This window comes from Aeromonas sp. 160P (assembly GCF_055193095.1).
On record NZ_JBUXKV010000001.1, the window covers coordinates 4184759 to 4211332 of the forward strand.

30 protein-coding genes, 1 tRNA gene, 1 pseudogene and 1 other annotated feature are annotated in these 26574 nt (G+C 59.1%); of the genes and pseudogenes, 9 read left to right on the top strand and 23 right to left on the bottom strand.

Going from position 1 to position 26574, the window contains the following annotated elements; translation table 11 throughout:
- The first annotated feature begins 1 nt into the window (after position 1).
- Together ACY8FN_RS19390 and nqrM are read left to right on the top strand one after the other, a co-directional pair.
- A complete protein-coding gene (locus tag ACY8FN_RS19390) occupies positions 2–1039 on the top strand; it encodes an FAD:protein FMN transferase (protein WP_139717753.1) in 1038 nt (345 codons plus the stop codon).
- A gap of 9 nt (positions 1040–1048) precedes the next feature.
- Positions 1049–1273: a (Na+)-NQR maturation NqrM gene (gene nqrM / locus ACY8FN_RS19395; protein WP_042019960.1), complete on the top strand. Its 225-nt coding sequence runs from the start codon at positions 1049–1051 to the stop codon at positions 1271–1273.
- 71 nt (positions 1274–1344) lie between these two features.
- Here the strand turns inward: nqrM and ACY8FN_RS19400 are convergent, their stop codons facing one another.
- The 17 genes from ACY8FN_RS19400 to ACY8FN_RS19480 all read right to left on the bottom strand — a co-directional run bounded on the left by ACY8FN_RS19400 (position 1345) and on the right by ACY8FN_RS19480 (position 14529).
- Positions 1345–1884 carry a DUF3833 domain-containing protein gene (locus ACY8FN_RS19400; protein WP_463100939.1) on the bottom strand — a complete coding sequence of 180 codons (540 nt, stop codon included), beginning with the start codon at positions 1882–1884 and terminating at the stop codon, positions 1345–1347.
- Between the two features lie 14 nt (positions 1885–1898).
- Positions 1899–2441, bottom strand: coding sequence for a chalcone isomerase family protein (locus tag ACY8FN_RS19405; RefSeq protein WP_463100940.1), 543 nt, complete (start codon positions 2439–2441; stop codon positions 1899–1901).
- A complete protein-coding gene (locus ACY8FN_RS19410) occupies positions 2398–2616 on the bottom strand; it encodes a TIGR02450 family Trp-rich protein (protein WP_463100941.1) in 219 nt (72 codons plus the stop codon). The genes ACY8FN_RS19405 and ACY8FN_RS19410 overlap by 44 nt, the downstream gene beginning before the upstream one ends.
- A complete protein-coding gene (locus tag ACY8FN_RS19415; protein ID WP_463100942.1) occupies positions 2613–3092 on the bottom strand; it encodes a DUF2878 domain-containing protein in 480 nt (159 codons plus the stop codon). The genes ACY8FN_RS19410 and ACY8FN_RS19415 overlap by 4 nt, the downstream gene beginning before the upstream one ends.
- A gap of 2 nt (positions 3093–3094) precedes the next feature.
- Entirely contained in the window at positions 3095–4351 is a 1257-nt protein-coding gene (locus ACY8FN_RS19420; protein ID WP_463100943.1) for a class I SAM-dependent methyltransferase, read from the bottom strand.
- A complete protein-coding gene (locus ACY8FN_RS19425) occupies positions 4351–5103 on the bottom strand; it encodes a DUF1365 domain-containing protein (protein ID WP_463100944.1) in 753 nt (250 codons plus the stop codon). Before ACY8FN_RS19425 ends, ACY8FN_RS19420 begins: the two co-directional genes overlap by 1 nt.
- Positions 5100–6359 (bottom strand): NAD(P)/FAD-dependent oxidoreductase, encoded by a 1260-nt coding sequence (locus ACY8FN_RS19430; RefSeq protein ID WP_463100945.1) that lies wholly within the window; start codon positions 6357–6359, stop codon positions 5100–5102. The genes ACY8FN_RS19425 and ACY8FN_RS19430 overlap by 4 nt, the downstream gene beginning before the upstream one ends.
- Positions 6356–7090, bottom strand: coding sequence for an SDR family NAD(P)-dependent oxidoreductase (locus tag ACY8FN_RS19435; protein ID WP_463100946.1), 735 nt, complete (start codon positions 7088–7090; stop codon positions 6356–6358). The genes ACY8FN_RS19430 and ACY8FN_RS19435 overlap by 4 nt, the downstream gene beginning before the upstream one ends.
- On the bottom strand, positions 7087–7515 hold the full coding sequence (locus ACY8FN_RS19440; RefSeq protein WP_139691399.1) for a nuclear transport factor 2 family protein: 429 nt from the start codon (positions 7513–7515) through the stop codon (positions 7087–7089). Before ACY8FN_RS19440 ends, ACY8FN_RS19435 begins: the two co-directional genes overlap by 4 nt.
- Before the next feature lies 1 nt (position 7516).
- Positions 7517–8953 carry a deoxyribodipyrimidine photo-lyase gene (gene phrB, locus ACY8FN_RS19445; protein WP_463100947.1) on the bottom strand — a complete coding sequence of 479 codons (1437 nt, stop codon included), beginning with the start codon at positions 8951–8953 and terminating at the stop codon, positions 7517–7519.
- The gene (locus tag ACY8FN_RS19450) at positions 8950–9837 is read right to left on the bottom strand and encodes a MerR family transcriptional regulator (RefSeq protein ID WP_463100948.1); all 888 of its coding nucleotides are present in this window, start codon (positions 9835–9837) and stop codon (positions 8950–8952) included. The genes phrB and ACY8FN_RS19450 overlap by 4 nt, the downstream gene beginning before the upstream one ends.
- A 223-nt stretch (positions 9838–10060) precedes the next feature.
- The gene (locus ACY8FN_RS19455) at positions 10061–11008 is read right to left on the bottom strand and encodes a YbgA family protein (RefSeq protein ID WP_463100949.1); all 948 of its coding nucleotides are present in this window, start codon (positions 11006–11008) and stop codon (positions 10061–10063) included.
- A 180-nt stretch (positions 11009–11188) separates the two neighbouring features.
- Positions 11189–11836 carry an autotransporter gene (locus ACY8FN_RS19460; RefSeq protein WP_101346380.1) on the bottom strand — a complete coding sequence of 216 codons (648 nt, stop codon included), beginning with the start codon at positions 11834–11836 and terminating at the stop codon, positions 11189–11191.
- A 189-nt stretch (positions 11837–12025) separates the two neighbouring features.
- Positions 12026–12598, bottom strand: a complete 573-nt coding sequence (locus ACY8FN_RS19465) for a DUF3157 family protein (protein ID WP_139691395.1) — start codon at positions 12596–12598, stop codon at positions 12026–12028.
- A 106-nt stretch (positions 12599–12704) separates the two neighbouring features.
- Complete coding sequence (locus tag ACY8FN_RS19470; protein ID WP_139691394.1) at positions 12705–13541, bottom strand: adenine nucleotide alpha hydrolase family protein; 837 nt, start codon at positions 13539–13541, stop codon at positions 12705–12707.
- Positions 13542–13620: 79 nt separating this feature from the next.
- Positions 13621–13899: a DUF6482 family protein gene (locus tag ACY8FN_RS19475; protein WP_139691393.1), complete on the bottom strand. Its 279-nt coding sequence runs from the start codon at positions 13897–13899 to the stop codon at positions 13621–13623.
- Between the two features lie 18 nt (positions 13900–13917).
- Complete coding sequence (locus ACY8FN_RS19480) at positions 13918–14529, bottom strand: HAD family hydrolase (RefSeq protein ID WP_463100950.1); 612 nt, start codon at positions 14527–14529, stop codon at positions 13918–13920.
- 170 nt (positions 14530–14699) lie between these two features.
- Positions 14700–14821 (top strand) — a sequence feature (Phe leader region).
- A 38-nt stretch (positions 14822–14859) separates the two neighbouring features.
- Between ACY8FN_RS19480 and pheA the strand changes: the two genes are divergently transcribed.
- Both pheA and ACY8FN_RS19490 read left to right on the top strand, forming a co-directional pair.
- Positions 14860–16032, top strand: coding sequence for a prephenate dehydratase (gene pheA / locus ACY8FN_RS19485; protein ID WP_098968738.1), 1173 nt, complete (start codon positions 14860–14862; stop codon positions 16030–16032).
- Positions 16033–16163: 131 nt separating this feature from the next.
- A complete protein-coding gene (locus tag ACY8FN_RS19490) occupies positions 16164–17492 on the top strand; it encodes an IS4 family transposase (protein ID WP_463100951.1) in 1329 nt (442 codons plus the stop codon).
- A 64-nt stretch (positions 17493–17556) separates the two neighbouring features.
- Here ACY8FN_RS19490 and ACY8FN_RS19495 read toward each other — a convergent pair whose 3' ends face one another.
- Positions 17557–17982: an LPP20 family lipoprotein gene (locus tag ACY8FN_RS19495; RefSeq protein WP_101316234.1), complete on the bottom strand. Its 426-nt coding sequence runs from the start codon at positions 17980–17982 to the stop codon at positions 17557–17559.
- Positions 17983–17992: 10 nt separating this feature from the next.
- The gene (locus ACY8FN_RS19500; protein WP_162517171.1) at positions 17993–18613 is read right to left on the bottom strand and encodes a FlgO family outer membrane protein; all 621 of its coding nucleotides are present in this window, start codon (positions 18611–18613) and stop codon (positions 17993–17995) included.
- A gap of 72 nt (positions 18614–18685) precedes the next feature.
- Here ACY8FN_RS19500 and ACY8FN_RS19505 point away from each other — a divergent pair, with 72 nt between their 5' ends.
- The 5 genes and pseudogenes from ACY8FN_RS19505 to ACY8FN_RS19525 all read left to right on the top strand — a co-directional run bounded on the left by ACY8FN_RS19505 (position 18686) and on the right by ACY8FN_RS19525 (position 21282).
- The gene (locus ACY8FN_RS19505) at positions 18686–18826 is read left to right on the top strand and encodes a hypothetical protein (RefSeq protein ID WP_463100952.1); all 141 of its coding nucleotides are present in this window, start codon (positions 18686–18688) and stop codon (positions 18824–18826) included.
- Complete coding sequence (locus ACY8FN_RS19510; RefSeq protein WP_463100953.1) at positions 18823–19977, top strand: flagellar assembly protein FlgT; 1155 nt, start codon at positions 18823–18825, stop codon at positions 19975–19977. The genes ACY8FN_RS19505 and ACY8FN_RS19510 overlap by 4 nt, the downstream gene beginning before the upstream one ends.
- Before the next feature lie 52 nt (positions 19978–20029).
- Positions 20030–20106, top strand: a tRNA-Arg gene (locus tag ACY8FN_RS19515).
- A gap of 83 nt (positions 20107–20189) precedes the next feature.
- Positions 20190–20771 (top strand): annotated as a pseudogene (locus ACY8FN_RS19520) (phosphoethanolamine transferase); the annotation flags it as partial.
- Between the two features lie 130 nt (positions 20772–20901).
- Positions 20902–21282, top strand: coding sequence for a diacylglycerol kinase (locus tag ACY8FN_RS19525; protein ID WP_463100954.1), 381 nt, complete (start codon positions 20902–20904; stop codon positions 21280–21282).
- A 79-nt stretch (positions 21283–21361) separates the two neighbouring features.
- Here the strand turns inward: ACY8FN_RS19525 and ACY8FN_RS19530 are convergent, their stop codons facing one another.
- The 4 genes from ACY8FN_RS19530 to ACY8FN_RS19545 all read right to left on the bottom strand — a co-directional run bounded on the left by ACY8FN_RS19530 (position 21362) and on the right by ACY8FN_RS19545 (position 26525).
- Complete coding sequence (locus ACY8FN_RS19530) at positions 21362–22066, bottom strand: AcvB/VirJ family lysyl-phosphatidylglycerol hydrolase (protein WP_463100955.1); 705 nt, start codon at positions 22064–22066, stop codon at positions 21362–21364.
- A gap of 11 nt (positions 22067–22077) precedes the next feature.
- A complete protein-coding gene (gene mprF, locus ACY8FN_RS19535) occupies positions 22078–24627 on the bottom strand; it encodes a bifunctional lysylphosphatidylglycerol flippase/synthetase MprF (protein ID WP_463100956.1) in 2550 nt (849 codons plus the stop codon).
- 221 nt (positions 24628–24848) lie between these two features.
- Positions 24849–26177: an IS4 family transposase gene (locus ACY8FN_RS19540; protein WP_463100957.1), complete on the bottom strand. Its 1329-nt coding sequence runs from the start codon at positions 26175–26177 to the stop codon at positions 24849–24851.
- 165 nt (positions 26178–26342) lie between these two features.
- Positions 26343–26525: a hypothetical protein gene (locus tag ACY8FN_RS19545; RefSeq protein WP_162515534.1), complete on the bottom strand. Its 183-nt coding sequence runs from the start codon at positions 26523–26525 to the stop codon at positions 26343–26345.
- Positions 26526–26574 lie beyond the last annotated feature (49 nt).

Consider the following 26574-nt stretch of genomic DNA (forward strand, 5'->3'; position numbering starts at 1 on the left):
CATGCACAGTGTTGTAAAGACCTGGCTAGCCTTCGGGCTAGCCTTTTTCTTGACTGGGTGCGGTCAGGAAACGGTCCAAACCAAACCGGAGATCCACATCACCGGTAGCACCATGGGCACTTACTACTCGATCAAAGTGGCTGATGGCATCATCAGTGATCCCGCCAAATTACAGGCTGAAGTCGATGTCTTGCTGGAGCGGGTCAACGACCAGATGTCGACCTATCGCCCCGATTCCGAGCTGTCGCGCTTTAACCAGCATCGCAGTGCCACCCCGATCGTGGTCTCCCGTGATACGGCGCAAGTGGTGACAGAGGCGATTCACATTGGCCGTGAGAGCCAGGGGGCGCTAGACGTCACCGTTGGCCCGCTGGTCAATTTGTGGGGCTTTGGCCCGGACAAAAAGCCAACCAAGATCCCGTCTGACGAGCTGATCACCCAAACCCGTCAAAAGACCGGTCTGGGTAATCTGCATGTAGTGACCTCGGTGGATGCCGACACCCTGCAAAAAGATATTCCGGACCTCTACGTCGATCTCTCCTCTATTGCCAAAGGCTTTGGGGTAGACAAGGTAGCCGAGTATCTGGAACTCCTCGGTAGCCGCAACTATCTGGTAGAAATTGGTGGTGAACTGCGGATCAGTGGTGTCAACAGCAAGGGACACCCCTGGCGCGTCGCCATCGAGAAGCCCACTGCGGGCTCCGGCACGGTGCAAGAGGTGATCATTCCTGGTCATAACGGCGTGGCTACCTCGGGTGATTACCGTAACTACTACGAGCTCGATGGCCAGCGCTTCTCTCACACCATAGACCCACGCACCGGTAAGCCGATCCAGCACCGGCTGGTATCGGTCACCGTCATCCACCCCTCCTGCATGACCGCAGATGGGCTGGCGACCGTATTCATGGTAATGGGAACCGAGAAGAGCCTGGCATATGCCAAAGAGCGGGGCTTGGCGATCTTCGTGATCACCAAAACGGACGACGGCTTTGAAGAGGCCTACTCCGATGCCTTCAAGCCCTATCTGGTCAAGAAGTAAGAGGTACAGATGCAGATTTTTCTGATCACCTTCGGGGTATTCATGCTGGTGATAGCCGCCATGGCTATCGGCTACATCTTCCAGAAGAAGACCATCTCCGGCTCCTGTGGTGGCCTGGGTACGGTCGGCATCGAGAAAGAGTGCGATTGCCCCGAGCCTTGCGATAACCGCAAGAAGAAGATGGCCAAAGAAGAGGCCCGTCGCAAGATGTTGGAAGATAACCGCATCATCTGATCCGGCCTTCCATGCGAAACACAAAGCGCGCCATCGGCGCGCTTTTTCATTGAGGTAACGTTCCTGAATCGTCAGGGCTGGCGCTCGATGTAGAGGATAACCTCACCAAGGTGGATACCAAATTTGCTAATTGCAGCACGATTAATCAGACGGTCCTCATCCAGCAGATACATCCAGTCATCGAAACTCACCCGCACCGTCTCGCCATCCGGCAGCACCAAATCGAGCTGATAGCGCCAGTTGAGGGCAAACCCTTCCGTCTTGCCTACCGCCTCCCCCACCACATCGGCAGCTGTGCCACGCCAGTGACCATCAGCGCCCTTGCTCAAATACCAGGTGCGGGTCTGCTGACGACCATCGTCAAAGTAGAACTGCTCGAACAGCTCCCCCTTGCCATCTTGCCAACGCCCCACCATCTCAACCCGAAAGCGGCTGTTCACTTCGCCGCTACGGTCGGTCACCAGACCATGTGCCACCAGCTTGCCATTAAAGAAGCGAGCAAGATCCCAGTTTGGCCCCTGACCACGATAATCATCGAGACTGGCGCCACATCCGCTCAGCAACAACAGGGGCAGCAACAGTAACCAGCGGTACGCACGGTAGAAAGACATCAGAGACTCCATATTCAGAGTTGACCGCGCAGGCGGCGAGTGAGTGCAGGATCGCGACTGTTGTCAGCCAGCCAGATGGCGAGGAAGGCAGCCGAGAATTGCGGATCGGCAAGGGTGCCGAGGGGCTTGTTGTGCCACCAGAATTGGCCTGCCCCGCCCTTGTCGACATAGAAGGTGAGCTGGTCGCCCGCGCCGACATCGGGCCAGAAAGCAGTCAGCTGCTCTAGCCAGCGCTGACGTTGCTCCTTGTTACCCGCCCCCAGCCGTGCAAGCTCCTCGGCGGTCGCGCTAAGCAAATCGCCTCGCGCAATAGATCTGGCATAAGTGAGGGTGATAGCTTGTGGATACTCCCCTGGCAGATAGCGGCCACTCTGGCTGTAGAGGGTGGCATCGTAGAGCTTGAACCAGAGCCAGTTCATCTCGCCCTGTCCGACCGGGCGCAGCTGTTGCCAGGGGGCCGCAGAAGCCTGCACGGTCGTTGCAATGAGTAAAGTCAGCGCCGCAAGCAGTGGGCTAATTCCACCCCATATGCCAATGGTTGGGGTCTTCCAGTTCATGCCAGTCCATCTCCTGTTCTTGCAAGGTGTTGATATCCAGCACCACCACCTGCACCAGCTGCCCTTGCGCGTCACGCTGGCAGGCAACGACCAGATAGTGGCGATCGGTCAGCTCATGCTGGCTCTCTTTGGTCCATTTGGAAAACAACAAAGTGTCGCTCGAAAAGGTGTTCATGTTGGCTCACCCTCCAGTTTGACCATTACCCACAGCAGTACGGGTAACCACCACATCCAGATCACTGTCAGCACTGCCGCGCTAATCCAGATGCCCCAGGGTAAGTGTACTGCCCCCATGGCGGCACCCGCCACATAGGAGAAGGCGCCCCCCACTATGCCAAACAGCGCCTGCTGCCAGAGGGGCAAGCGCAGCAGCCAACGCATACCATGAGCCAAGGAGAGGGCGAAACCGAGCCAGAGCAGCACCAGCCAAACTGGAAAACCGGCAGGAAACTGGAACAGCCCGATCTGCCATAGCAGCAGATCAAGCAGACACCCGGCAAGCGCCAGGGGCAAAAGCCGCACATCATCCTTGCGGCTGGGTGAGAAGAGAAAATGCAGCAGCAAGATCACCAGCAGCGGGCCCGGTTGCTGCCATTTTACCGCCAGCAACCAGTAGAGGTTGAACCCCAACAGGTGGGCCCACTGCCACATGATTAGTGACCGCTCACTGGCAGTGAACCTGACCAACCAGACGGCCCCGGCTTGGCCGCCTCCAGCTGCACCAGACTGATCGCCCGCTCCCAAAATCCCCCCTCGCAATAGGCGAAGTAGAAGTGCCACAACCGGATGAAATCCTGGCTATAGCCCAACTTGGGCAGCTCGGGTGCCAGCGCCAGAAAGCGCTCGCACCAGTGGGCCAGTGTACGAGCGTAGTGATGGCCGTGATCGTGCAACCGCACCAGCTGCATGTCGGTCTCTTTGGCAATCAAGCCCGCCATCTGGGATGCACTCGGCAAACAGCCACCGGGGAAGATGTAACGCTGGATGAAATCCACGCTGCGCAGGTACTGGGCATGACGCTGATCGGCAATGGTGATGGCCTGAATGAGCAGGCGACCGCCGGGCTTGAGCAGCCGTGACAGCTGGCGGAAATAGTCGGGCAGGAAGCCATGGCCCACCGCTTCGATCATCTCGATGGAGACCAGCTTTTCATAGCTGCCCTCCAGCTTGCGGTAATCCTCCAGCAGCAGGGTGATGCGATCCCCCAGTCCCTCCCGCGCGATCCACTCCTTGGCATAGTCATGCTGGGCCTGAGAGATGGTAGTGGTAGTCACCCGGCAGCCGTAATGACGGGCGGCATAGACTGCCAAGCCGCCCCAGCCGGTACCGATCTCCAGCAGATGATCATGCGGCCCCAGCTCGAGCCGCTCGCAGATGGTATGCAGCTTGGCCTGCTGCCCCTGTTCCAAGGTGGCCTCGGCGGTTGGATAAATGGCACTCGAATACTGCATATGGCTGTCGAGAAAGCCCTGATAGAGGGTGTTGCCCAGATCGTAGTGGGCGGCGATATTGGAGCGCGATCCAGTCAAGGTATTGCGATTGAGCCAGTGGCGCGCCTTGTTGAAGGGGAAACTCAACCAGCTCAAGCGCCGCTCCAGGCTGTCCAGCAGAGACATATTACGGGCCAGCAACCGCACCAGCGCTACCGGATCCGGGCTGGTCCACAGCCCCTCTACCCAGGTCTCACCAGCCGCTATGCTGCCCCCCAGTAACAGGCGACGATAGAAGGCGGGATCCTGCACCACCAGCTCGGCATGCAGATCGGTGCCTGCTACCCCGAAGCTGTGGCGCTCGCTACCGTCTCGCAGGATCAGTTGACCATGGCCGAGGCGCACCAGCAGCTTGAGTAGCAACTGCTTTGCCCCTTTTTCAATGAAAGAGGCGGATTGTGTGGCTTGCACTAATTCCATTAGCGAGTCTCCGGATGACTAAAAATGGGGGTTCGTTTGATAAAAAGACGCAGGGCTTGCCAGTAGATCCCGAGCAGCACCTTCAGGGTCATCCACGGCCAGCGCACCAGCAGCGCCATCAGCCCCTTGCGTGACAGCGGCTCACGGCTCAGGGCCAGGGTCGCGTCAAACAACTTTGCCTCGCCAGACTGGGGATGACTCTCGATGTGGATCAGCGTCTCTTGTACCGGGGGGCGAATACGCCAGTGATAACGCATGGCCAGCCCCATAAAGGGGGAGACATGAAAATCTTTATCGTGGGGGGCCAGCGCCGCCAGATCCAGCAGATAGTAGTGGCGCTCGTTCCAGGGAGTATTGGAGACCTCCGCCAGCAGATAACGCGCCTCTCCCTGCTGGTAACAGAAGTAGAAATTGACCGGGCTGAAGTAAAAACCCATGCAGCGCACATTGCCAAGCAGTAGCACCCGCTCATCGGGCTCTGCAGTGCCACCTAACTCTGCCACTTTCTGCCACACCGCCTGTTTGAGGTTACCCTGACTGCCTTTGAGGTAATCATCACGATGAAAGGAGAGCAGCCCCGCCCGCTCCACGCCGAACCAGCGCCCCTGATCCAGCGCCGCGACCTCGTCCAGATCCAGCCCCAACATAAACAAGCTATAGGAGAAGGCATGCGCCCGTGGTGCAAAACGGCGATGGCGCACTGACCCCTGCCAAATGGCACTGATGGTCTGTTCAGCCGCAGCGGTACTCATAAACTGGCCCCAAAGCGTTCGGCTACATCCAGCGCGCTATGCACCCCGTCTTCATGAAAGCCGTTGTACCAATAGGCGCCGCAAAAATGGGTGTGGCGCTGACCGCAAATCTCGGCGCGCCGCTGCTGGGCGGCGATGGACCCCTGATTGAACACCGGATGGTGGTAGACGAAGCGACGCAGCACCTTGCTCTCATCCACCTTGCCCTGCGGGTTGAGGCTGACACAAAAGGGTTCCGGGGATTCAACACTCTGCAAGATGTTCATGTTGTAGCTCACCAGCGGCCGCGCCTCGTCATTGCCATCGAGCTGATAATTCCAGCTGGCCCAGGCTTTCTTGCGGCTCGGCAAACAGCTCGCATCGGTGTGGAGCCAGACATCGTTCGCCTGATAAGTCATGTCACCGAGAATGGCTTGCTCCCCTGAACTGGCATCTTGCAACAGGGCCAGCGCCTGATCGCTGTGACAGGCGAAGATCACCTCGTCAAACCGCTCCTCACCGTAACTACTCAGGATCACCACGCCGTCCGCGTCCCGCCGCACGCTCTGCACCGGACAAGCGAGCCGGATCTGTTGCTGCCAACCGGCAGTGAGCGGGCCAATGTATTCCCGCGAACCGCCCGGAATGACATACCACTGGGGGCGATTTGCCACATCCAGCAAGCCGTGGTTGGCAAAAAAGCGCAAAAAGAAACCCAACGGAAAGGCGCGCATATCCGCCAGTGTCGAAGACCAGATCGCCGCCCCCATGGGCAGGATGTAATGACGAGCGAAGTAATCGCTAAAATCACCGGCCAGCAAAAAATCCCCCAGAGTCAGCTGATCGCTATTCCCTTCAAGTTGCGAATCGGCCAACCAGGCGCGAGCATCCCGGTTAAACCGCAGGATCTCGCCAACAAAACGGTAAAAACGCGGGCTCAGCAAATTGCTGCGCTGGGCAAACAGGGTGTCGAGGTTGTGACCGTTGTACTCAAGCCCCTCCGGGCTTTTGACTGAAAAGCTCATCTCGGCGGGTTGCCGTTCTACCCCGATCCGGGCCAGCAACTTCAAAAAATGGGGATAAGTACGGTCATTAAACACAATAAAGCCAGTATCGATGGCGTAGTTACGACCCGCCAGACTCACATCAACGGTCGCGGTATGGCCACCCAGGGTTGGCGCTGCCTCAAACAACGTAACATCGTGCAACTTGTGCAGTAGAAAACCGGCGGAGAGACCGGAAATTCCGGAGCCTATGATGGCTATCCTTTTCTTCATTTATGGTGTCCTTTCGAAGTAAGCGAACCACCGAAACGCAGCCACAATCCCACCGGTAGCGCCCCAAGCAGGCGCAGCAACCAGATGAAACGACGGGGGAAATGGATCTGATGGTGACCCGCAGCAAGCCCGGTCATGATGATGCGGGAGGCTTGCGCCGCCGACACCAGACAGGGCATGGGAAAATCATTCTTCGCGGTGAGGGGGGTTTTGACAAAACCGGGGCGGATCAGGGTCACGCCGATCCCCCTCACGGCAAGATCCAGGCGCAAGGTGGCGGCCAGATAATCAATCGCCGCCTTGGAGGCGCCGTAGGCTTGTGCTCTTGGCAAGGCCAACCAGCTGACAGAGGAGCTGACCAGCGCCAGCCGCGCTCCCCGATGCAGCAGCGGTAAAAAAGCGTCAAGCGCATAGCCGGTAGCAATGAGATTGGTCTCGATCACCCGGGCAAACAGGGCGCTGTCAAAGCCCTCGGCAACATCCATGTATTCACAATTTCCAGCATTGAGGATCAGCAAGTCCAGTGGCGGCAAACTGCTAGCCAGCTCTTTCATGGCAGCCAGGTCACGGGCATCAAATTGCAGCGGGGTGATACCCGCTTGCGCCAACTCCTGTAACCGCTCACCATCCCGACCACAGCCCCACACCTGCCACCCGGCCTGCTGGTAATCCAGCGCCAGCTGACGACCGATCCCTGAGCTGGCGCCGGTGATCAATACGCGTCCATTCATGAACCCAATCTCCCTCTGATCGCTCGTACCACTGAGCCCAGTAGCGGCAACTGCTCGTAGAGCATGGCGCCAAGATCAAAATAATCACGGTGCATCACTACCTTACCAAGCTTGTCAAAGGTGAGTCGAGTGGCACCTTCTACCGTGACTGTCTGACCGCTGGCCAGCCGCGGATGAGAAAAACGCATTATCCAGCTGATCCATGCCTCCTGCCCTTGCTGCTGCTGACTGGTGATCTCGAAGCGGCAGTATGCGAGGCGCTGATACATAGCAGCAAAATAGTCAGTAAGCGCTGCCAGCCCGTCGATACGATGCGCCGGATCGACGAAAATGACCTGCTCGGCATAGACCTCTGGCAAGCGGTGCAGTTGCTGCTTGTCCAATTGCTGATAGAGCGCAATAAAGCTGGCCAGCGGATCCTTCATCCTATTTCTCCTGATTTCGAAACATCTCGATGGCTCTCACCCGGGCAACCGCGTGATCCACCATGGGTGCCGGATAATCCTGTCGCCCCTTGAGTCGTAGCCAGTCATGGGGCTGATGCACATAAGGCGGGGGAGTATCGGCAAGTTCAGTTACCCAAGTACGGATAAACTCCCCTTGTGGATCAAATCGTTGCCCTTGAGTGGTGGGGTTGAAGACCCGAAAATAGGGCGCCGCATCGGCGCCGGTACCCGCCGCCCACTGCCAGCCACCGTTGTTGGCCGCCAGATCCCCGTCAATCAGCCTGCTCATGAAGTAGTCCTCCCCCAGCCGCCAGTGAATGTGCAGATCTTTGGTGAGAAAGCTCGCCACTATCATCCGCAGCCGGTTGTGCATCCAGCCGGTGGCGTTGAGGCAGCGCATCGCCGCATCGACGATGGGGTAGCCGGTGCGTCCTTCGCACCAGGCGGCAAAGGCATCCGGATCCCAGCTCCACGGCAGCGCCGCCGTCTCGGGCTTGAAGGGACGATTCATCGAGAGGGTAGGGATCAGCACCAGCAGGTGGCGATAGAACTCACGCCAGACCAGCTCGTTGAGCCAGACAAAACCTGGCTGGGCCTTGGTCTGGGGTCGATAGCCAAGCCGCTGCTGGAGCGCCGCCACGCACTGACGGGGACTGATGATGCCCGCCGCCAGATAGGGGGAGAGTACGGAAGTGCCGGCGATGGCAGGAAAATCCCGGGTCTCGCCATAGTCGAGCACCGCCTGCTCCAAAAAGGCGTGTAGACGGCGCAAGGCTTCCGCCTCCCCCACCGGCCAGCGGGGATCTGCCGTCAGCTCGCCGAGCGCTTCATCAACCCACGCCCGCTCGGCCAGCGGCTGCCACGGTAACGGCTCGCCACGGGACGCAGGGGCGCGATGAATGACAAACCCCTCCTCATCGAGAGCCTTGATCCAGGCGCGGCTGAAGGGGGTGAAGACCTTGAACATCTCCCCCGAACCGGTCAGCACCCGCCCCGGCGGTAACACGCAGCAGCCGTTGAGCCAGTGGCAACTCACCGCCTGCTCAGCCAGCGCGGCGGTGACGGCGTGGTCGCGGCGCTGCTCGTCGATCTCGATGGCCTGATTGGCATAGAGCCGGGTCACCCCCTGCTCGCGGCAGAGGTCTGCCAGCACCGCGGGCACCTCGGCAAAGGTCTCCACTCGCAGCAGATGAAGCGGAATGCCGAGGACCGCCAGCTCACGGCCCAATTCATCCACCTGCGCCAGCATAAAGCGCTGACGGATGGGTGCCATCTTGTGCTGTCGCCACTGGGTGGGGGAGATGATAAAGAGCGCGGCGACCGGCTCATCACCGGCGCAGGCACTCTTGCCACAACCAGCACGCAGCGCCGGGTTGTCGGCAAGGCGCAAATCATTGCGCAACCAGACCAGCTTCATGACTTTTTCCTCCCGCGTGCGCTGGCGCCAGCCGCAGCAGGTACGTCTGCCATCAGCTCGGCAAGGCTCGCCTGCCAGCCGTGGGCTTGCAGCCAATCACCATCGTAGAGGCGCCCCAGCTCGCCAAACAGATGCGTGCCGGCGGGCCACCCGGCGGCCAGCTCCTGCTTGCCGAGCCCCGCCCCCAGCAGCACCAGCCAGGGAGTGACGGCGCGCCCCTCCAGCAAGCTGGCATGGTGCGGCAGGGCCGCTCCCAGCAGTTGCACCTCATAGCCCTGACCGATCAGCTCGTAAGCGGCCCAGACCAGATCGAGGGGGCCGACTTGTCCCCAGCTTGCCAAGGTGACTGGCACGCCCTTCTCCTGCTCAATCAGGTGGCGGGCGAAGCGGGTATGGAGCCAGCCCAGCCACACCTGTTGCAGCAGCTCGCCATCGGGCCGCTCGCGCCACAGCCCCTGCAGCCGCTCCAGCAGCGGTTGTAGAATCCGGCTGCGCACCAGCTCGAACGGGTAGCTCGCCAGCAGATCGTTAAGCTCGGCTTCTGCCTTGCGCTGGTTAAAGGCGAGCAGCGCCTGACTGAACTGCTCCAGGGTTTGCTGCCAGTGATCGCTCACCGGCTCGGCGTGGGGTTCGCTCAAGAGCCCCTTCACCTGCCCGATGCTCACCCCCCGATCCAGCCAGCTCAGGATCTCGCCGATCTGGCGAATATCCTGCTCGCTGTAGAGGCGGTGGCCCTTTTCGGTTCGGGCCGGTTGCACCAGACCGTAGCGGCGCTGCCAGGCGCGCAGGGTCACGGCGTTGACGCCGGTGAGGCGGGAGACCTCGCGAATGGGGTGGATCCCCTCATCAGCCAGAGGAGCAACTTCTTGCGATAAATCAGACATGACAACGTCCATCAAACAGAGGGGTGGAGCTTCCCGGTGCAGGGCCTGCACCGGGGTAACAGAACAGATTCAGAGCCCGTAACGCAGTTTCAGCGTGTTGGGATGAAGGTCGAGATAGACCTGCTCGACCGCACAAAACAGCATTCTCAGAGCCCGTAGCGCAGCTTGAGCGTGTTGGGATGAAGGTCGAGATAGACCTGCTCGGCCGCACAAAACAGTATTGTCAGAGCCCGTAGCGCAATTTGAGCGTATCGGGGTGCGGATTGAGGTACACCTGCTCGGCGAGATAGGGATTGGGGTACTCGCGCAGGTAGTGACGGATCAGGGTGAGCGGCACCAGCAAGGGGAAGATGCCGGTGCGGTACTTGTCGATGGTATCGGCAAGCTCCTGCTTCTGGGCCGGGGTCAGCACCCGCTTGAAGTAGCCCTGCAGGTGCATCAGCACATTGGTATGACTGCGGCGGTTAGCCCGCAGGGTCAGCGCCGTCATCAATCCCTTGATGTAGCTGTCGGCCACCTCCTGCACATTGGTGGCCTTGCCCAGATTACCGAGCAGCTTGCCGAGCGCCCGGTAATGAGTTGTCGCGTGGGAGAGCACCAGATACTTGTAGCGGGAGTGGAAGCGAACCAGCGCAGCGGCGGTGATGCCACGGGCGCAGAGCTGCTGCCAGTCGTGGTAGGCAAAGACCCGCAGCACGAAGTTCTCCCGCAGGATAGGGTCGCACAGGCGGCCATCCTCTTCGACCGGCAACAGGGGGTTGGCTTCCATCAACGCCTTGGCAAACAGGCCGATCCCCTCCTTGGCGCTCCCCTCGTTGTTGGCGCCATAAACCTTGACCCGCTCCATGCCGCAGCTGGGGGATTTGGCGCAGAGGATATAGCCGGAGATAAAGTCGAGCTGGCGGGCTTTCTGCTCGCTGAAGGCAATCAGCTTTTCGGTGACATCGAAGCTGCCATTGCTCGCCTCGGCGCGGATCTCGCCGTGACGCTTGACCAGCCGGATGGCGGCACGGGGCGCCCCCAGACCAATGGCCATCTCGGGACAAACGGGGTGATAGTCAAAGTGAGCGCCAAGATCCCGTTCGCAGAAGCTGGAGCGCTTGTGGCCCCCATCGAAACGCACCTCTTGTCCCAGCAGGCAGGCACTGATACCGACTTTAATCTTGTACATGATGACACTCCTTGTATAAGTACTGATTCAGTTATAGCAGTTATACAAAGAAATGGAAGTTGTATAACTATTTGCGACTGATACGACACAAGGAGAAAAAAGGGATCACCGGAAAAAGAAAAAACCCATGGCAAACGCCATGGGTAAACATCAAGACACTACGGAATACAGGAAGGAAAATCAGAAGCTGTACTTCACACCCAGACTGGAGATGGAGCCTTTTTGCAGATCCCAGTTGCGATAGGTGTAGTCGGCAGTCAGCGCCCAGTTCTGGTTGAGCTTGTAGGCACCGCCCACCTTGAAGTCGTGCATATCGTCAGTCATGTTGGCGTAGCGATAGGCGGTGGAGAGCTCGATGGCGCCGATGTCGTAGCGCAGACCCACTTCACCGTACATGCTGCCGCTGCTCTTGCGGCTCACCAGATCCCAGCCCTTGACGTCATAGGCCTGCTCGCGCTCCATGGTGTAACCCATCAGACCGGTTTCACCGTAGAGGTTCAGGCCGGTGCTGAGCGGGGTGAAGACACCGATACCCAGGCTGCCGATCCCCATGCTGTCATTGCCGTGCTGGGCAGAGGTGCCCTCTGAAAGCAGACGGCCGTAGAAGTTGTTGGCGAACGATTTGGAGAGATCCAGCGTCACGCCGCCAAAATCGCGAGTGCCCTGATTGCTGGCATCACGGGGGAACAGCACGCTGTTGTTCAGATAGTCGGATTTGGTGTGCGCCCAGGTGGCGGAACCCTTGGCATAGCTGAAGGCATCCTGCGCCATGGCGGAAGTAGAGGCAAACCCGGCCAGAACCAGAAGAGAGACTGTTGCTTTTTTCATGATAATAACTCCATGTGATTGGGCCCGTTGCTAGCGAGCTGGTATGGAGTCATTGTGCGGCCAGGTTCCCGGCTTGCCGAGCTGCAAGCTGTTGCAGAACCATGTCAGATGTAAGCAGATATTGCAGCGGGTGTCAGCGGCAACAAGTTGCCGGCCCAAACGGTTTGCATGGGCCGGAACAGCAAAAAATCAGCGGAAGACTACCTCGTCAATTTCGACCCGCACCAGCGGCTGACCGGTCAATCCGGCAGGACGGGGGATCTCGATGGCCAGCGACGGACGGGCTTGCCCCTTGCGCAGATAGGTCTCCGGCAGGCGGTTCTCGGCGACCCAGAAGCGGGCCTCCTGACGGCTCAGCTGCACACCGTCAGCGCTGAACAGGGTCACCATGCCGCGCACGCCAACCACATTGCGGTTGCCGCTATTGCTCACCATAAAGGTCAGCACCAGCGGGTCAGATCCCTCGATCTTGTCCAGCTTGACCAGCACGCCGTCGCGCGCCATCTGGGCAAGCAGTTCCGGATTGGCCTTGGCCTGATCGGTCAGTACCGGGGCAGCTACCGCGACCACGGCCCCTACCTTCCCATCAGCCGCTACGCCTTGCACGGGGTCTGCCGGTTTGACCACCAAATACTCCCAGGTAAAGTCATCGTTGAGCTGAACCTGCCGGCCATCGGGCAGCGTCACCTGAGATAGAGGGGCGGCCTGCACCAGCACGGGTGAGAGGCACAGGGCAATCAGCAGACGGGAGAAGGGTTTCATAGGGCGAAGCTCGGTAACGGGTGAAAGGGCGACAGTATAAACAGTCCCGTCGCCCCTTGCCTATGACAGCACTCACGTTCTGACGCCCCCATCGCTCGCCTGCAGGCTAGATGGCGATCTCGTGCCGCTCTTGCTGCGCCATATCCAGGGTCACCAGATCGAACTCGGTCCCCTTGAGGGCAGACAGAATATCCGATTGCATATCAAAGGCCTGGGCACGCTGATGCTCGGGCAGGCGCACCCGGGCCAAGGTGGTGGTGCAGTCGCACAGGGTATGGAAAAAGACCTGCGCCTCGTCCAGCCCCATGTCGGCCAGCATCTGCTCGGCCTGATCCACCATCCGCAGATAGCGCTGCTCCAGCAGCCGTGGATTGGCGAAGCGATTACTGAGGCAACCGTTGCTCCCCTTGCCCCAGCGACCGAGCTGGCGTTTGTTGAAGCCGTAGCGATAATCGCGACGCATCAAGCCGTTGTCAGCAAAGAACCAGATGGTATTGGCAGGCAGGGAACCGAACTGGGCCAGATAGTCGTCACGCTCCTCCACCGCAGCGGGGATCAGCAGCGGCAGGTGAGACCACTCTGCACGGGTCTGCACATGCTCATAAATGCGGCGAACCGGATCGATCAATCCTTCCATGTGTGGCAGGCGATCACAGAAGACAATCTCATCGCTCTTGACGATCCAGTGGTCGATGCCATAGCGCTGGCAATAACGCCGGGCACGGGCCACTTCGCTGCGACTGCGAGTCGGATTATCGAGGGTAATGGCGTGGATCTTGACGCCAGCGGCGCGGCACAGATCGATGCTGTAGCAGGATTCCAACCGTCCCGAAAAAGAGACAACCAGCTCGTCAAAACCCGCCAGTCGCTCAATCAATAGCTGTTCCCTGGCTTGAAAAGAGTGATCATATCCCTGATTCAGTACAACAACATTGGCACCCATTAAACAGCTCCGGATGATGAACAGGTGCGCGATTGTGGGGGAAACTAGCTGAATAGACCCTTAAAGAGTCTGGTTAAAATTAAAACTTGATGGTTATTTCCTGTGATTCTGCCGCTAAATCTTCATTTTGAGCGTCATAAACTCGCAAACGAGCCTGATACACCTGATGAGCCCGCAAAAAACCCTGAGCTTGATCCAGCGAGGTGAAGGTCAGGTGCCCTCCCTCGCTGTCGGTCAGGCAGAGGCTCTCCCCTTCCGCCTCGATGCAAAGCTGATAACCGCTGCCATCCTTGCAGGCGATGATCAAGGTCGCCTCGGGATAGTGACTCAACCAGTTGCGAAACCGGCCATGCTCCATAGTGCTCCCACAGGGGCATCACCCCTTGCCGGTGGTGGGCAAACAGCCCAGCTCACCCAGTTGCTGGCGGCAACTCGCCGCGTCGGTGAAGACGATCCCCCTGATGCCGAGGGCCGCGGCGGCCGCAATGTTGGCGGGACTGTCATCGATGAAGATGCACTCTGCCGGTGTCAGATCGAACGATACCAGCAGATAGCGATAGATATCCGGCTCAGGCTTCATCATCCGCACCCGCGCCGATACCACCTTGCCGCTGAAGAAGCGCCAGAAATCCTGATGCTGCTCCAGCCAATCGATGCTGGCGTGACCCATGTTGGAGAGGGCATAAAGGGTGTGCCCCGCCCCGTGCAGCCCGGCTATCAGGGTCAGCATAGCGGGATCTGGCAAGAGCGATGCGGGAACCGCCTGTAAAATGGCCAGATTCTCCGCCGCCGAGAGGCCGGTACGCGCTTGCGCCTCCCGGGCCATGGTATGCAGCGACATGGTGCCTCTGTCCACCTCCAGCCAGTCCGGGTGGTTAAAGAGCTGTTCCGCCAGCTGCTCGGCACCTTGCGGGCCACGCACCGAACGCACTATGCCCACCGGATCCCAGCTCACCACCACCCGCCCCAGATCGAAAATAATGGTCATCCGCTTCCCCTCCCTCACCCTCTGAATGTTATTCAAACGGAATCGATATATCCCGTTTACACGCCGCGTTCTTAACCGGATACCCTGCCCCCATCCCCGCCCGTGGGCAAGTTTTACTTGCATCAGACCGACAAATCCCTTAATGGTTAGGGCGTTACAATCAGGATTCTGACCATGCAGCCAACATTCTTCTTTGCTTTCTCGTTTATCCGGCCCACTTGAGGGAAGGCCTGTCGTCATGTGAGCAGCAAGCAAAGACGAATCGAGCCTCCCTTAGCGGAGGCTTTTTTTTGCATTAATATCAATCGATTACTTGGATAGGGAACAATCATGGCAACGCTCGACGAGATCAGACAAGACATCACCCGGTTGGATCAGGAGCTGCTTGCCCTGCTGGCGAAACGCAAGACCCTCAGCATCGAGGTGGCCCGTGCCAAACAGGCCAATCCCCGCCCCATCCGTGACCACCAGCGGGAGCAGGAGTTGCTGGTCGCCCTGATCCAGAAAGGGCGCGTGCTGGGGCTGGATGCCCAATACATCACCCGCATCTACCACACCATCATCGAAGATTCTGTACTCTCCCAGCAGGCCTATCTGCAGAGCCTGCTCAACCCGGAGCAGCAGGAGCCGATGACCAGCGTCGCCTATCTGGGGCCGCGCGGTTCCTACTCCAGCCTCGCCGCCCGCAAATATCTGGCCCGCTACAAGGATCAGGTGATCGAGGTGAACTGCCAAAATTTTCGCGAAGTGCTGGATGCGGTGGAGTCAGGCCGCGCCGCCTTTGGCGTGCTGCCCATCGAGAACACCAGCTCGGGCTCTATCAACGAAGTCTATGACGTGATGCAGCACACCAGCCTCTCCATCGTTGGCGAGCTCACCTACCCCATCGAGCACTGCATCCTCACCGCCGTGCCGACCGAGCTGAGTCGCATCAAGACCTTCTATGCCCACCCGCAGGTGTTCCAGCAGTGCTCCCACTACCTGAGCAAGCTGGAAGGGGCGCGCCACGAGATCTGCGACTCCTCCTCCAGCGCCATGATGAAGGTGAAAGAACTGGCCAGCCCCGAGGCCGCCGCCATCGGCAGCGCCGCCGGTGGCGAGCTCTATGGCCTGGACGTACTGGCTGAACATCTTGCAAACCAGAAAGAGAACTACAGCCGCTTTATCGTGGTGGCACGCAAGCCCATCGACGTGGCGCCGCAGATCCCTGCCAAGACCACCCTCATCATGTCAACCTCCCAGAAACCGGGTTCGCTGGTCGAGGCGCTGCTGGTGCTGCGCAGCCACGAGATCAACATGACCAAGCTGGAATCCCGTCCGGTGCAGGGCAACCCGTGGGAAGAGATGTTCTATCTCGATGTCTCCGCCAACCTGCAGACCCCGGCGATGCAGGCCGCACTGGTGGAGCTGACCAAGATCACCCGCTATATCAAGGTGCTTGGCTGCTACCCGAGCGAGGATGTCAAACCCACCGCAGTGCCGCCGGTGCTGATGGGGAGCTAAACCGCCCTGAATGACAAAACCAGAATGACAAAAGGCGAGCACCATGCTTAATGCCGATCAGTTAAGGATCCATTGACCGATCCTTCTGATGTGTGAAAATCCGAAACCTGTTGATTGGTTTCGGATTTTTTATGCGTATCGCTCAAGCTCTCGACTTCCTACACGCCAGCAAGGCCGCTCAGTTTGCGTCACTCTCCGACCTCATTCCCACCGAGCTCATCACCACCCTGCTCGGCGAAGAGGGCGTTGCTACCCTCCGCCGTCGCCGCATGCCCATGGAGCGACTGGTCTGGGCCATCATCGGCATGGCCATCTTCCGCAACGTCCCCATGACCCAGCTGGTCAATCAGCTCGATATCCTCTTGCCCGGTGACCGCCCCTTCGTCGCCCCCAGCGCCTTCCTGCAAGCTCGCCAAAAGCTTGGCCACAAGAGCATCGAACGGCTGTTTCACGAGACCGCCGCAGGCTGGCACCAGCAGGCCAATCACCCCGGCTGGGCCGGGCTGCAACTGCTCGCCGTCGATGGCGTGATGTGGCGCACGCCCGATACCCCGGACAATGCCGCCGCGTTTGCCAAGCCCGGTACCCAGCATGGGGAGACCGCTTATCCGCAGGTACGCATGCTCTGCCAGATGGAGCTGACCAGTCACCTGCTTGTTCAGGCGGTCATGGAGAGCTGCGCCGTCAACGAGATGGTGTTGGCCGAACAGCTTGTCGCGCGTACGCCAGACCACTCGCTCACCCTGTTCGACAAGGGGTTTTACTCCCTCGGCTTGCTCCATGCATGGCAGACCACTGGCAGCGAGCGTCACTGGTTGCTGCCACTCAAAAAGGGCACGCAATACGAGGTGGTGCGCAAGCTGGGGCGTCAGGATGCCCTGGTACGTCTCAAAACCAGTCCACAGGCTAGGAAGAAGTGGCCGCAACTGCCAGAGACGCTAGAAGCCCGCTTGCTGACTCGCACTATCAACGGCAAAGAGCGGCAGGTGCTGACCTCGATGGTCGACCCGATGCGTTTCCCTGGCGCAGATATCGTCGAACTGTATGGCCATCGCTGGGAAATCGAGCTGGGCTATCGGGAGATGAAGCACTGCCTGCAACAACACCGGCTGACCCTGCGCAGCAAGAAGGCGGCGGGGATACGGCAAGAGCTATGGGGTGTGTTGCTGGCGTACAACCTGCTGCGCAGCCAGATGGTAAAGATGGCGGCGAGCCTGAAGGGATACACGGCGAGTCAGCTGAGTTTTCACATGGCCTCGGTCTACCTCATCCATGAGTTGAGCTGCATGCCGTATGTGTCGCCGGGGAATATCCCGGGACGCGTTGCGGAGCTGGAGAAACAGGCGGGCCAGTTTGTGTTGCCGGCCCGAAGGGAGCGAAGTTATCCCCGCTGCGTGAAGCCAAGGCCACAGAAGTATGGAGTTAAAAAAGCCAATAAAAACAATGCCAGTCAGGCTTAACTGACTGGCATTAAGCACCATGCTCGCCTTTTTTTGATGCCTGTTTTCAGGTCAGGCAATCAACTCAGAACTGACCGGCCATCAACTGGTTGATGTTGTAGAGAGCGCGGGTATCGAGCTCCATCTCGGTGGCGTAGGTGTTGCCGCGCGGATAGGAAGCGACCACCCGGGCACCACGCACCATACCGGCCACCGACACATCGAGCGAGTTGGAAGTCTGGGTCAGATCGCGGTAGCTGCTCTGGCCACGCACCTGCTGGCCATTGAGCTGCTCGGCCAGCTCACGATAGGCATCCATCTTGGAGGCGCGAATGGCTTGCAGCATCTTCTCCGACTGGGAGGGGCCGGGCTGGATGTCGATCACCGCATAGCCCACCGCCTTGAGCACCGGAAAATCATCGGGCTTGCCACCCTGGGTGTAATCCACCACCCGGTTGTAGCTGCAACCCGTCAACAAGAGGGCCAACAGGCAACCAAACAGGATCTTCATGACTCGCTCCTTACGGGGTCAGGTTAACCAGATGACCGCCTGGCCTCGCCTGACTGTCACGCATCAGATAACCGCGATTGATCGATGCCCGGCCAAACGAGTTGTTGGCGCCGAACAGATATTTTTGCGGGATCAGACTCTGGGCCGTGGTCTCCACCATCTTGGTGCGCATGTCGATAACGCGGGCGTTGACCAGGATCCCCTTGCTGTTGCGGCTGAACGTACCGACCAGAATACGGGAGATCGGCAAACGGGAAGAGAGCTCCTTATAGTTGCGGCTCAGTACGAAATCCCCCTGCTGCGTCACCTTGATGCTGCCGGTCAGCTTGAAGTCCACCACCACCTCGCCGCGACGGTTAAGCTCGTAGATAAAGCTCTCCTCAATCTGCTGACCCATCCAGTTGGTGTCCTGCAGGGTATCGAGATCGACGAAAGAGGCTACCGCGATAGGCTCGGTCAGGGTGGTAAGCGATTTGCGCTCCATCAGCTGATCGGTCATGCGCGCCACCAGCCAGTTGAGCTCCATCCCCTGCGCCGCCTGGCGCGGGTCACCCTGCTCCCGATTGATAGGGTCGGAGCCACACCCGGTCAATGCCAGAGCAAGCGCCAACGCCGTGATGAGTTTGTTCATGGATACCTTTCCTGTATCTGCACCTGACTTGTTATCGGACCGGCCGGACAAAGCTTGAGTCAGGAATGAGGCATGATTCTTGCTTTTTTAATGAGCATCGTCAGCGCAACCGTGCGCTGCCACCCGGCAAGTGTTGTGATCCATGTCGGCCAGTGGGTGTCATCTCCTCAGGAAGTGGCGCGGCTGCCCGCCAACTCAAGGTATCTGCTATGAAATTACCGCTGCTGTTGACCCTGCTGCTGGCCAGCCTGAGCGCCCGCGCCGAGCTTATCGAAGCGCAGGGCAGCGCCGCAATTATCGGGGGCGATGAAGTCTATGCCCGCGAGCAGGCAACCCGCGACGCCCTGCGTCAGGCCCTGCTGGCCAGCGGTGCGGCTGTCTCCAGCGTTCAGCGGCTGGAAAATGGCAGCCTACGCTCCGAGCAGATCCAGATCCGCTCCGGCGGCGATATTCGCCAGTACCGGCTCAAACGGGAAGAGGTGCGCAACGGCCGCATGTACATCACGCTGATGGCCGACATTCAGGCCGAGCGCCAGATCTGCCAGACCCAGCACTTCGCCAAGGATTTGACACTGGTCAGGCTGCGGATGCGCTATCCGGATCAGGCAAGCTATGGCGCCATGGACGACATGCCGGAAAACCTCTCACGCCGGCTGTTCGAAACCCTCGCCAATGCGCCGCAAGGGGTCGCGGTGCGCCAGTGGCTGGATGAAAACCTACGCATCGACCCGCTCCACTTGCAACAGGGGGATCGCAGCGCCCTTGAGGAGATCAAGGCGCTCAGCCTGCGTACCGACAGCCAGTATCTGGTACTCGGCAGCATCGACGATCTCTCCATCGAGCCCCAGGGCAACCAGCTGACCAGCTGGTATGAGGATCCGGTGCGCAACTTTCGCATGCAGCTCTACCTGTTCGACGGCATCAACGGCAGCCTGGTCAACCGCAAGGTCTACGAAGGGCGCGCCACCTGGACCTTTGGCAAGCGGGAGCAAGTGGGCAGCAGCAGCGGCCAGTTCTGGCAGTCAAGCTACGGCCAGGAGGTCAACTACCAGTTGCAGCAAGCCGCTCAGAACCTGGTGGCCCAGCTCACCTGCGCCCCGGTCACCGCCCGGGTGGTCGGCCAGAACGAGCGCGGCCCCTACATCAATCTGGGACGGCGCAACGGCGTCAAGCTCGGCGACCAGTTCCGCATCCAGCACAACGCCGACTTCATCGACCCCTACGGCAAGTCGCGCATGATGCGCAATCCGGCCGACGGCCTGTTCGAGGTGGTACAGGTATTCGACGATGGCGCCATCATCAGCAGCCAGAACAAATATTCGCCGTTTAACATCCAGAATGGGGATTTGGCAGTATTGGAATAAGAATCAAGGGTTTAAAAGGGAGTTGCTTCTTGTATAATGCCCGGCACACAACGCTCCCGTAGCTCAGTAGGATAGAGCGGTCCCCTCCTAAGGGACAGGCCACTGGTTCGACTCCAGTCGGGAGCACCATATAAAACAAGGGGTTGGCATCGTCATGGTGCCAACCCCTTGGTCGTTTTTAGCTTGGAGTACCACAGGAAAAATTCCATACCACCTGCTATGACGAGGTGGTGCTGCAAAACCTCGATGATGAAGTGGCACAGATGAAAGGAGACAAGCTGGTTGGTTTCCACCTGATCGGCAGCCATGGCCCGACATATTACAAACGTTACCCGGATATCCATCGTCAGTTTTTGCCGGATTGCCCGCGCAGCGACATCGAAAACTGCACGGATGAGGAGCTGGTCAATACCTACGACAACACCATCCGCTACACCGATTTCGTGATCGCAGAGCTGATTGCCAAACTGAAAACCTATGAAGAGAAGTACAACACGGCGCTGATCTATGTCTCCGACCATGGCGAATCACTGGGGGCGTTGGGGCTCTACCTGCACGGTACACCCTACAAATTCGCCCCCGATGACCAGACCCGGGTGCCGATGCAGGTCTGGATGTCTCCCGGTTTCTCCAAAGAGAAGGGACTGGACATGAGCTGTTTGCAGCAAAAGGCTACTGATACCCGCTACTCCCACGACAATCTCTTCTCGTCCGTACTGGGGATCTGGGATGTCAAAACGGCGGTCTACGATCAGGGGCTGGATATCTTCAGCCAGTGCCGGACAGTGCAATAAACCCTGTAAGGGGCGATCATGCGCCCCTTTTCATCCCCCTATTTGTTTAATTTGTCACGTAAACACCCCTGCCAGGGTTCAGGTTTTCTATACAGCAGGGGCGTGTTCACCATGAAAAGAGGAAAAGGAAATGGCAAAACCCGGTGCAACAGGGATCACTCGCATCATTCATGCAACCAACTACAGCATGAAAGGGCTCTCGTCGGCTTGGCAGCATGAAGCGGCTTTTCGCCAGGAGTTGCTGCTCATTTTGTTACTGATGCCGCTGGCCTTTTTCGTTGGCGACGGCCTTAACCAAATATTGCTGCTGATCGTCATCAGCTGGCTGGTGTTAATTGTGGAGATCCTCAACTCTGCTGTTGAAGCGGTCGTTGATCGAATTGGCTCTGAGCATCACGAACTCTCCGGCCGTGCCAAAGACATGGGCTCCGCTGCCGTTTTCATTGCACTGGCGCTCAATGCGCTGGTGTGGGGCGCACTAACCGGGCGCAACCTGCTTGGGTGGTGGTAAGGGAGTGGGCGTGCGGCGTTTGCCAACTGCCAGATAGCAAGAGGGGCGGCCAAGTGCCGCCCCTCTTCATGGTTGCCGATCAGGGTGTCGTCAGGGCGAGGTGCTTGGTGATGGCCTGATAGAGCTGAGGGTAGTCATCTTCAAAATGGTGGCCTCCCGGTAGCGTGACGGTGGTGACATTGGCCTGGTTGAGGCGCGGACAGAGGCGGTCGCCATCATCGTCGTCAGCCCCTTGCAGGCAGAGAATCGGCAGGCCACGGATGGTCTGGACCTGCGGCTCGGTCGGGTAGCTGCGAGCCTTGTGGGTGAGCATGTCGCTGACGTGGATCTCGAAGTCCGAACTGGTAGAGGGGGAGAGCATCACAGCCCCTTCCAGGCTCTGGCGATAGCGCTCCGGCAGCCGGTTGATGACAAAGGGGACTATCTCGGCACCAAACGAAAAACCGACCAGCAGCCAGCGCGGGCGTTGCCAGCGAGCTTGGTAATCGTCGAGGATCCGCGCCAGATCGGCGGTCACCTGCTCCGGCGTTTTCTTCTTCCAGTAGTAGCTGAGGGAGCTCCAACCCACCACCGGCATGCCGTGTTGTTGCAGTTGGGTACTCAGCCCCTTGTCGAGGGCCGCCCAGCCGCCATCACCGCTGAGAAACACCACCAGCGGGGCGCCGGAGGGGTGGCCAACCGGCAGTTCAATCAGGCTCAGATCATCCTTGACCGGGGCGGCCTGCGCCGTAAATGACGAGATGGGCAGTACGAGACTGAGTAACAGCAAAATCAAGGCTCTCATGGGCCATGCTCCTATTTTTTGATCAGCCCCAGCGGGCTGCGGCTAATCAGGGTGATCAGGTGAGTCAGGGTTCTGGGCAGCGCCAGCTTGCTGCTGCAGAGCAGATAGCGTGGCTCCCAGTGGGGCGAAAATTTCTCTTTGTAACGGCGCAGCCCCTGAAAGTTGTAAAAGCGGCTGCCACGCATAAACAGGGTGTTACCGAGGCGATCCCAGTAGCTGCCGAGCGGGTGGTCATTGAAACCGGACATGGGGGCCATCCCCAGATTGAAGCTGGCATACCCCTGCGCCTTGCCCCACAGCAGCAGCTCGACGAAGAGAAAATCCATGATGGGAGCGGTGCCGCTATCCAGGCTGTAACGCATCAGATCGATAGAGAGGCTCTCCTTGTTATCGCTGACCCAGAGGTTGGCAAAGCCGACGATCTGCCCCTCGTACCGCACCAGCGCTGCCGGGCTCAGGGTGAGGTAGTCGGGATCAAATCGGCCGACCGAGAAGCCCTTCTCCTTGCCCATCTTGCTCTGCAGCCAGCTATCGGAGACTGTTTGCAGTCTGGGTAGCAGTGCGGCCACGTCGCTCGCCTCGACCACCTCGAAGGTCAGCCCCTCCCGTTTGCCCTTGGCGTGGCTCTGGCGCAGGTTGCGCAGCCGACTGCCCGCCAGATCGAAGGTGGTGAGATCCACCATCGCCTCTTCACCGAGCTTGAAGGGGATCAGCCCCAGCTCCAGATAGAGCGGAAGATAGCGGGCCGAGACCTGATAGAAGACCGGGTTGGCGTCGTGCTCGTCGCACAGCTCCCGAAATTGCCAGAGCAGCTCCTCAATCAGCTCTGGGCGACCGACCGGATCCCCCATCACAATCCAGCTGCTGCCCTCGATGCCATACATCAAAAAGGCGTCACCGGCGGGGTGGAACAGCAGGGATTTATCTTTCAGCTGGGCCAGATAACCGTGGTTCCCCCCTTCACGTACCACCAGCTCGTGGGCGCGGGCCAGCGCTTCTTTATCCGGCTTGTTGCCCACGATGCGCAGCGGCGCCAGCAACTGTGCAACCCCGACCACCGCCAGCACGGCGACCACGCTGCCCATGGCGCGCAGGCCACGAGCGGCACCGCCGTGGGGAGAGAAGTGGAACCAGAGGGCGTGGTCATACTCCACCTGACGGTAGGAAAAAAGCAGCAACCAGAGGGCCCCCAGCAGTACGGCGCCGACCGAGACAAGCCAGCCCGGGGTGAACTGGGCATGCAGCAGGGATCCCTTGCGATAGAACAGCGGGCGGCAGGGCGTCATGATCAACAGAAAGCTGCCGAGCAGCAGGGTGGACTCCCAGCCTCCCCCCTTGAGCAGGGAGAAGGTCATCCCCAGTACCAGCAGCAACTGGCTGATGCGAAACGCGGCATCATGGCGGCGATAGAGGCTGCGGGCCAGCAGGATCAACAGCACCCCGCTCACGCTGCCGAGTATGTGGGAGAGCTCCAGCAGATGGAGTGGCAACACCTGCAGCAGCGTTTCGATGCGGCTGCGCATGGTGGGGATCATCCCCGAGCAGAGCAGCAGGCTGCCAGCAGCAAAAGTGCCCAGGCTGATGAGGGCGGGCAGAAACTCGCGCACTGCACTCATGATCCCCTGCAACCGTTGCCAGCGCACTTTCTGCTGCAACATCTCCTGACTGGTAAAGAGCAACAAGGCGCAGAGAAAGGGGATCACGTAGTAGATGCAGCGATAGAGCAGCAGCGAGGCGAGCAGCTTGTCGGCTGGCAGATAATTGGCCAGCAGCAGACTCATGCTCGCTTCAAAGACCCCGATCCCGCCGGGCACGTGAGCCATCACCCCAAGGAAGCTGGCCAGCACGAAAGCACTGAGCAGCACGGGGTATGGAACGCTCTGGGCGGGTAACAGCACAAACAGCACCGCGGCCGCTGCCATCCAGTCGATCAGGGCAACCAGCAGTTGCAGCAAGCGCACCTTGAATCCGGGCAGGGTCAGGGTGTGTTCCCGCCAGCAGAGTCGGGGTTGGGGCCAGCAGAGATAGGCCACCACCAGCAACAGCGCCATGGCGCCAGCCAGCTTGAGCAAGGTATCTGCCCACAGTGGCCACTCTGGCAGCAACTGTGACACATCGCAGGTCAATAGGGAGCCGCCTCCCCAAGCCAGCAAGCCGAGGAAGAAGGTGATGGAGCAGAACAGCACCACGCGGGCCACTTCCCCGGTGGCGAGCCCCAGGCTTGAGTAGATCCGGTAGCGTACCGAGGTGCCGGTCAGCAGGGCAAAGCCAAGGGTGTTGGAGAAGGTGTAGGCAATAAACGAAGTGATTCCGACCTGTTGCCAGGGGAGCTGCTTGCCCAGCGCGTGGAGCGCCAGCAGATCGTAGCAGCAGAGGCAGCCATAACTGAACAGGGTCAATAGCAGTGCGGCTGCCAACAGGGGCAGTGGCTGCGACCAGATAGCGACACGAATATCATGCCAGTGCCATGAATGGGTCAGGTGATAAAGCACGGTCAGTGCGGTGCCCAGCAGCAGCAAGCTGCACAAAGGGCCTAACCATTTAACGAGATGACGCCACATTCCATGTTCCTATTGTTAATTCAAATAGTTGATTTTTATAGCGTTACGGTAATGCATGGCAATATGGGATAAGGTGCGGTGTGTCGCTGTGCCAGATGGTCGATTCGGGGGCCGCAAGATGGAATATCGATCATGTTTTTCATGGAACAAACCCGGTATACGAGGCTGATGATGTCGTTGCAGAAGATGAAAAGGGAGGCATCAGGCCTAATGCCAGTCAGTTAAGCCTGACTGGCATTGTTTTTATTGGTTTTTTTAACTCCATACTTCTGTGGCCTTGGCTTCACGCAGCGGGGGTAACTTCGATCCCTTCGGGCCGGCAACACAAACTGGCCCGCCTGTTTCTCCAGCTCCGCAACGCGTCCTGGGATATTCCCCGGCGACACATACGACATGCAGCTCAGTTCATGGATGAGGTACACCGAGGCCATGTGAAAACTCAGCTGACTCGCCGTGTATCCCTTCAGGCTCGCCGCCATTTTTACCATCTGGCTGCGTAACAGGTTGTACGCCAGCAGCACACCCCATAGCTCTTGCCGTATCCCCGCCGCCTTCTTGCTGCGCAGGGTCAGCCGGTGCTGTTGCAGGCTGTGCTTCATCTCCCGATAGCCCAACTCGATTTCCCAGCGGTGGCCATACAGTTCGACGATATCGGCGCCCACAAAGCGCATCGGGTCGACCATTGAGGTCAGCACTTGCCGCTCTTTGCCGTTGATAGTGCGAGTCAGCAAGCGGGCTTCTAGCGCCTCTGGCAGTTGCGGCCACTTCTTTCTCGCCTGTGGACTGGTTTTGAGACGCACCAGCACATCCTGACGCCCCAGTTTGCGCACCACCTCGTATTGCGTGCCCTTTTTGAGTGGCAGCAGCCAGTGCCGCTCGCTGCCAGCGGTCTGCCAGGCATGGAGCAAACCGAGGGAGTAAAACCCCTTGTCGAACAGGGTCAGCGAGTGGTTCGGCGTACGCGCGACCAGCTGTTCGGCCAACACCATCTCGTTGACGGCGCAGCTCTCCATGACCGCCTGAACAAGCAGGTGGCTGGTGAGCTCCATCTGGCAGAGCATGCGTACCTGCGGATAAGCGGTCTCGCCATGCTGGGTGCCGGGCTTGGCAAAGGCAGCGGCATTGTCCGGAGTATCGGGAGTTCGCCACATCACGCCATCGACGGCGAGCAGTTGCAGCCCGGCCCAGCCGGGGTGATTGGCCTGCTGGTGCCAGAGCGAGGCGGTCTCGTGAAACAACCGCTCAATGCTCTTGTCCCCGAGCTTTTGGCGAGCTTGCAGGAAGGCGCTGGGGGCGACAAAGGGGCGGTCACCGGGCAACAGGATATCGAGCTGATTGACCAGCTGGGTCATGGGGACGTTGCGGAAGATGGCCATGCCGATGATGGCCCAGACCAGTCGCTCCATGGGCATACGGCGACGGCGGAGGGTAGCGACGCCCTCTTCGCCGAGCAGAGTGGTGATGAGCTCGTTGGGAATGAGGTCGGAGAGTGACTCAAACTGAGCGGCATTACTGGCGTGGAGGAAGTCGAGAGCTTGAGCGATACGCATAAAAAATCCGAAACCAATCAACAGGTTTCGGATTTTCACACATCAGAAGGATCGGTCAATGGATCCTTAACTGATCGGCATTAAGGCATCAGGCCTCCCTTTGTCATCTCTCCGCTTAACTACTTACTGTGCCGATCAGATCGTCTTTCAGGGAGCGGTGGGCTGTTATTTGGTTTTCGGAGCCACTTTGACCGCCGGTGCTTTGGCGTGAGTGGTTTTATGATGTTTCTTCACCACTTTGGTCTGGGTGGCTTGCGGTGCAGCTGCTTTGGTCGGGGTGGCTGCCATGGTGAAACCGGAGGTGAGGGCGAAGACGGCAGCCAAAGTCAGGGGGATAATTTTTTTCATGTTCAATTTCCTTATTCGGGTTGATGTTATGGAGCGTTTCTCCATGACT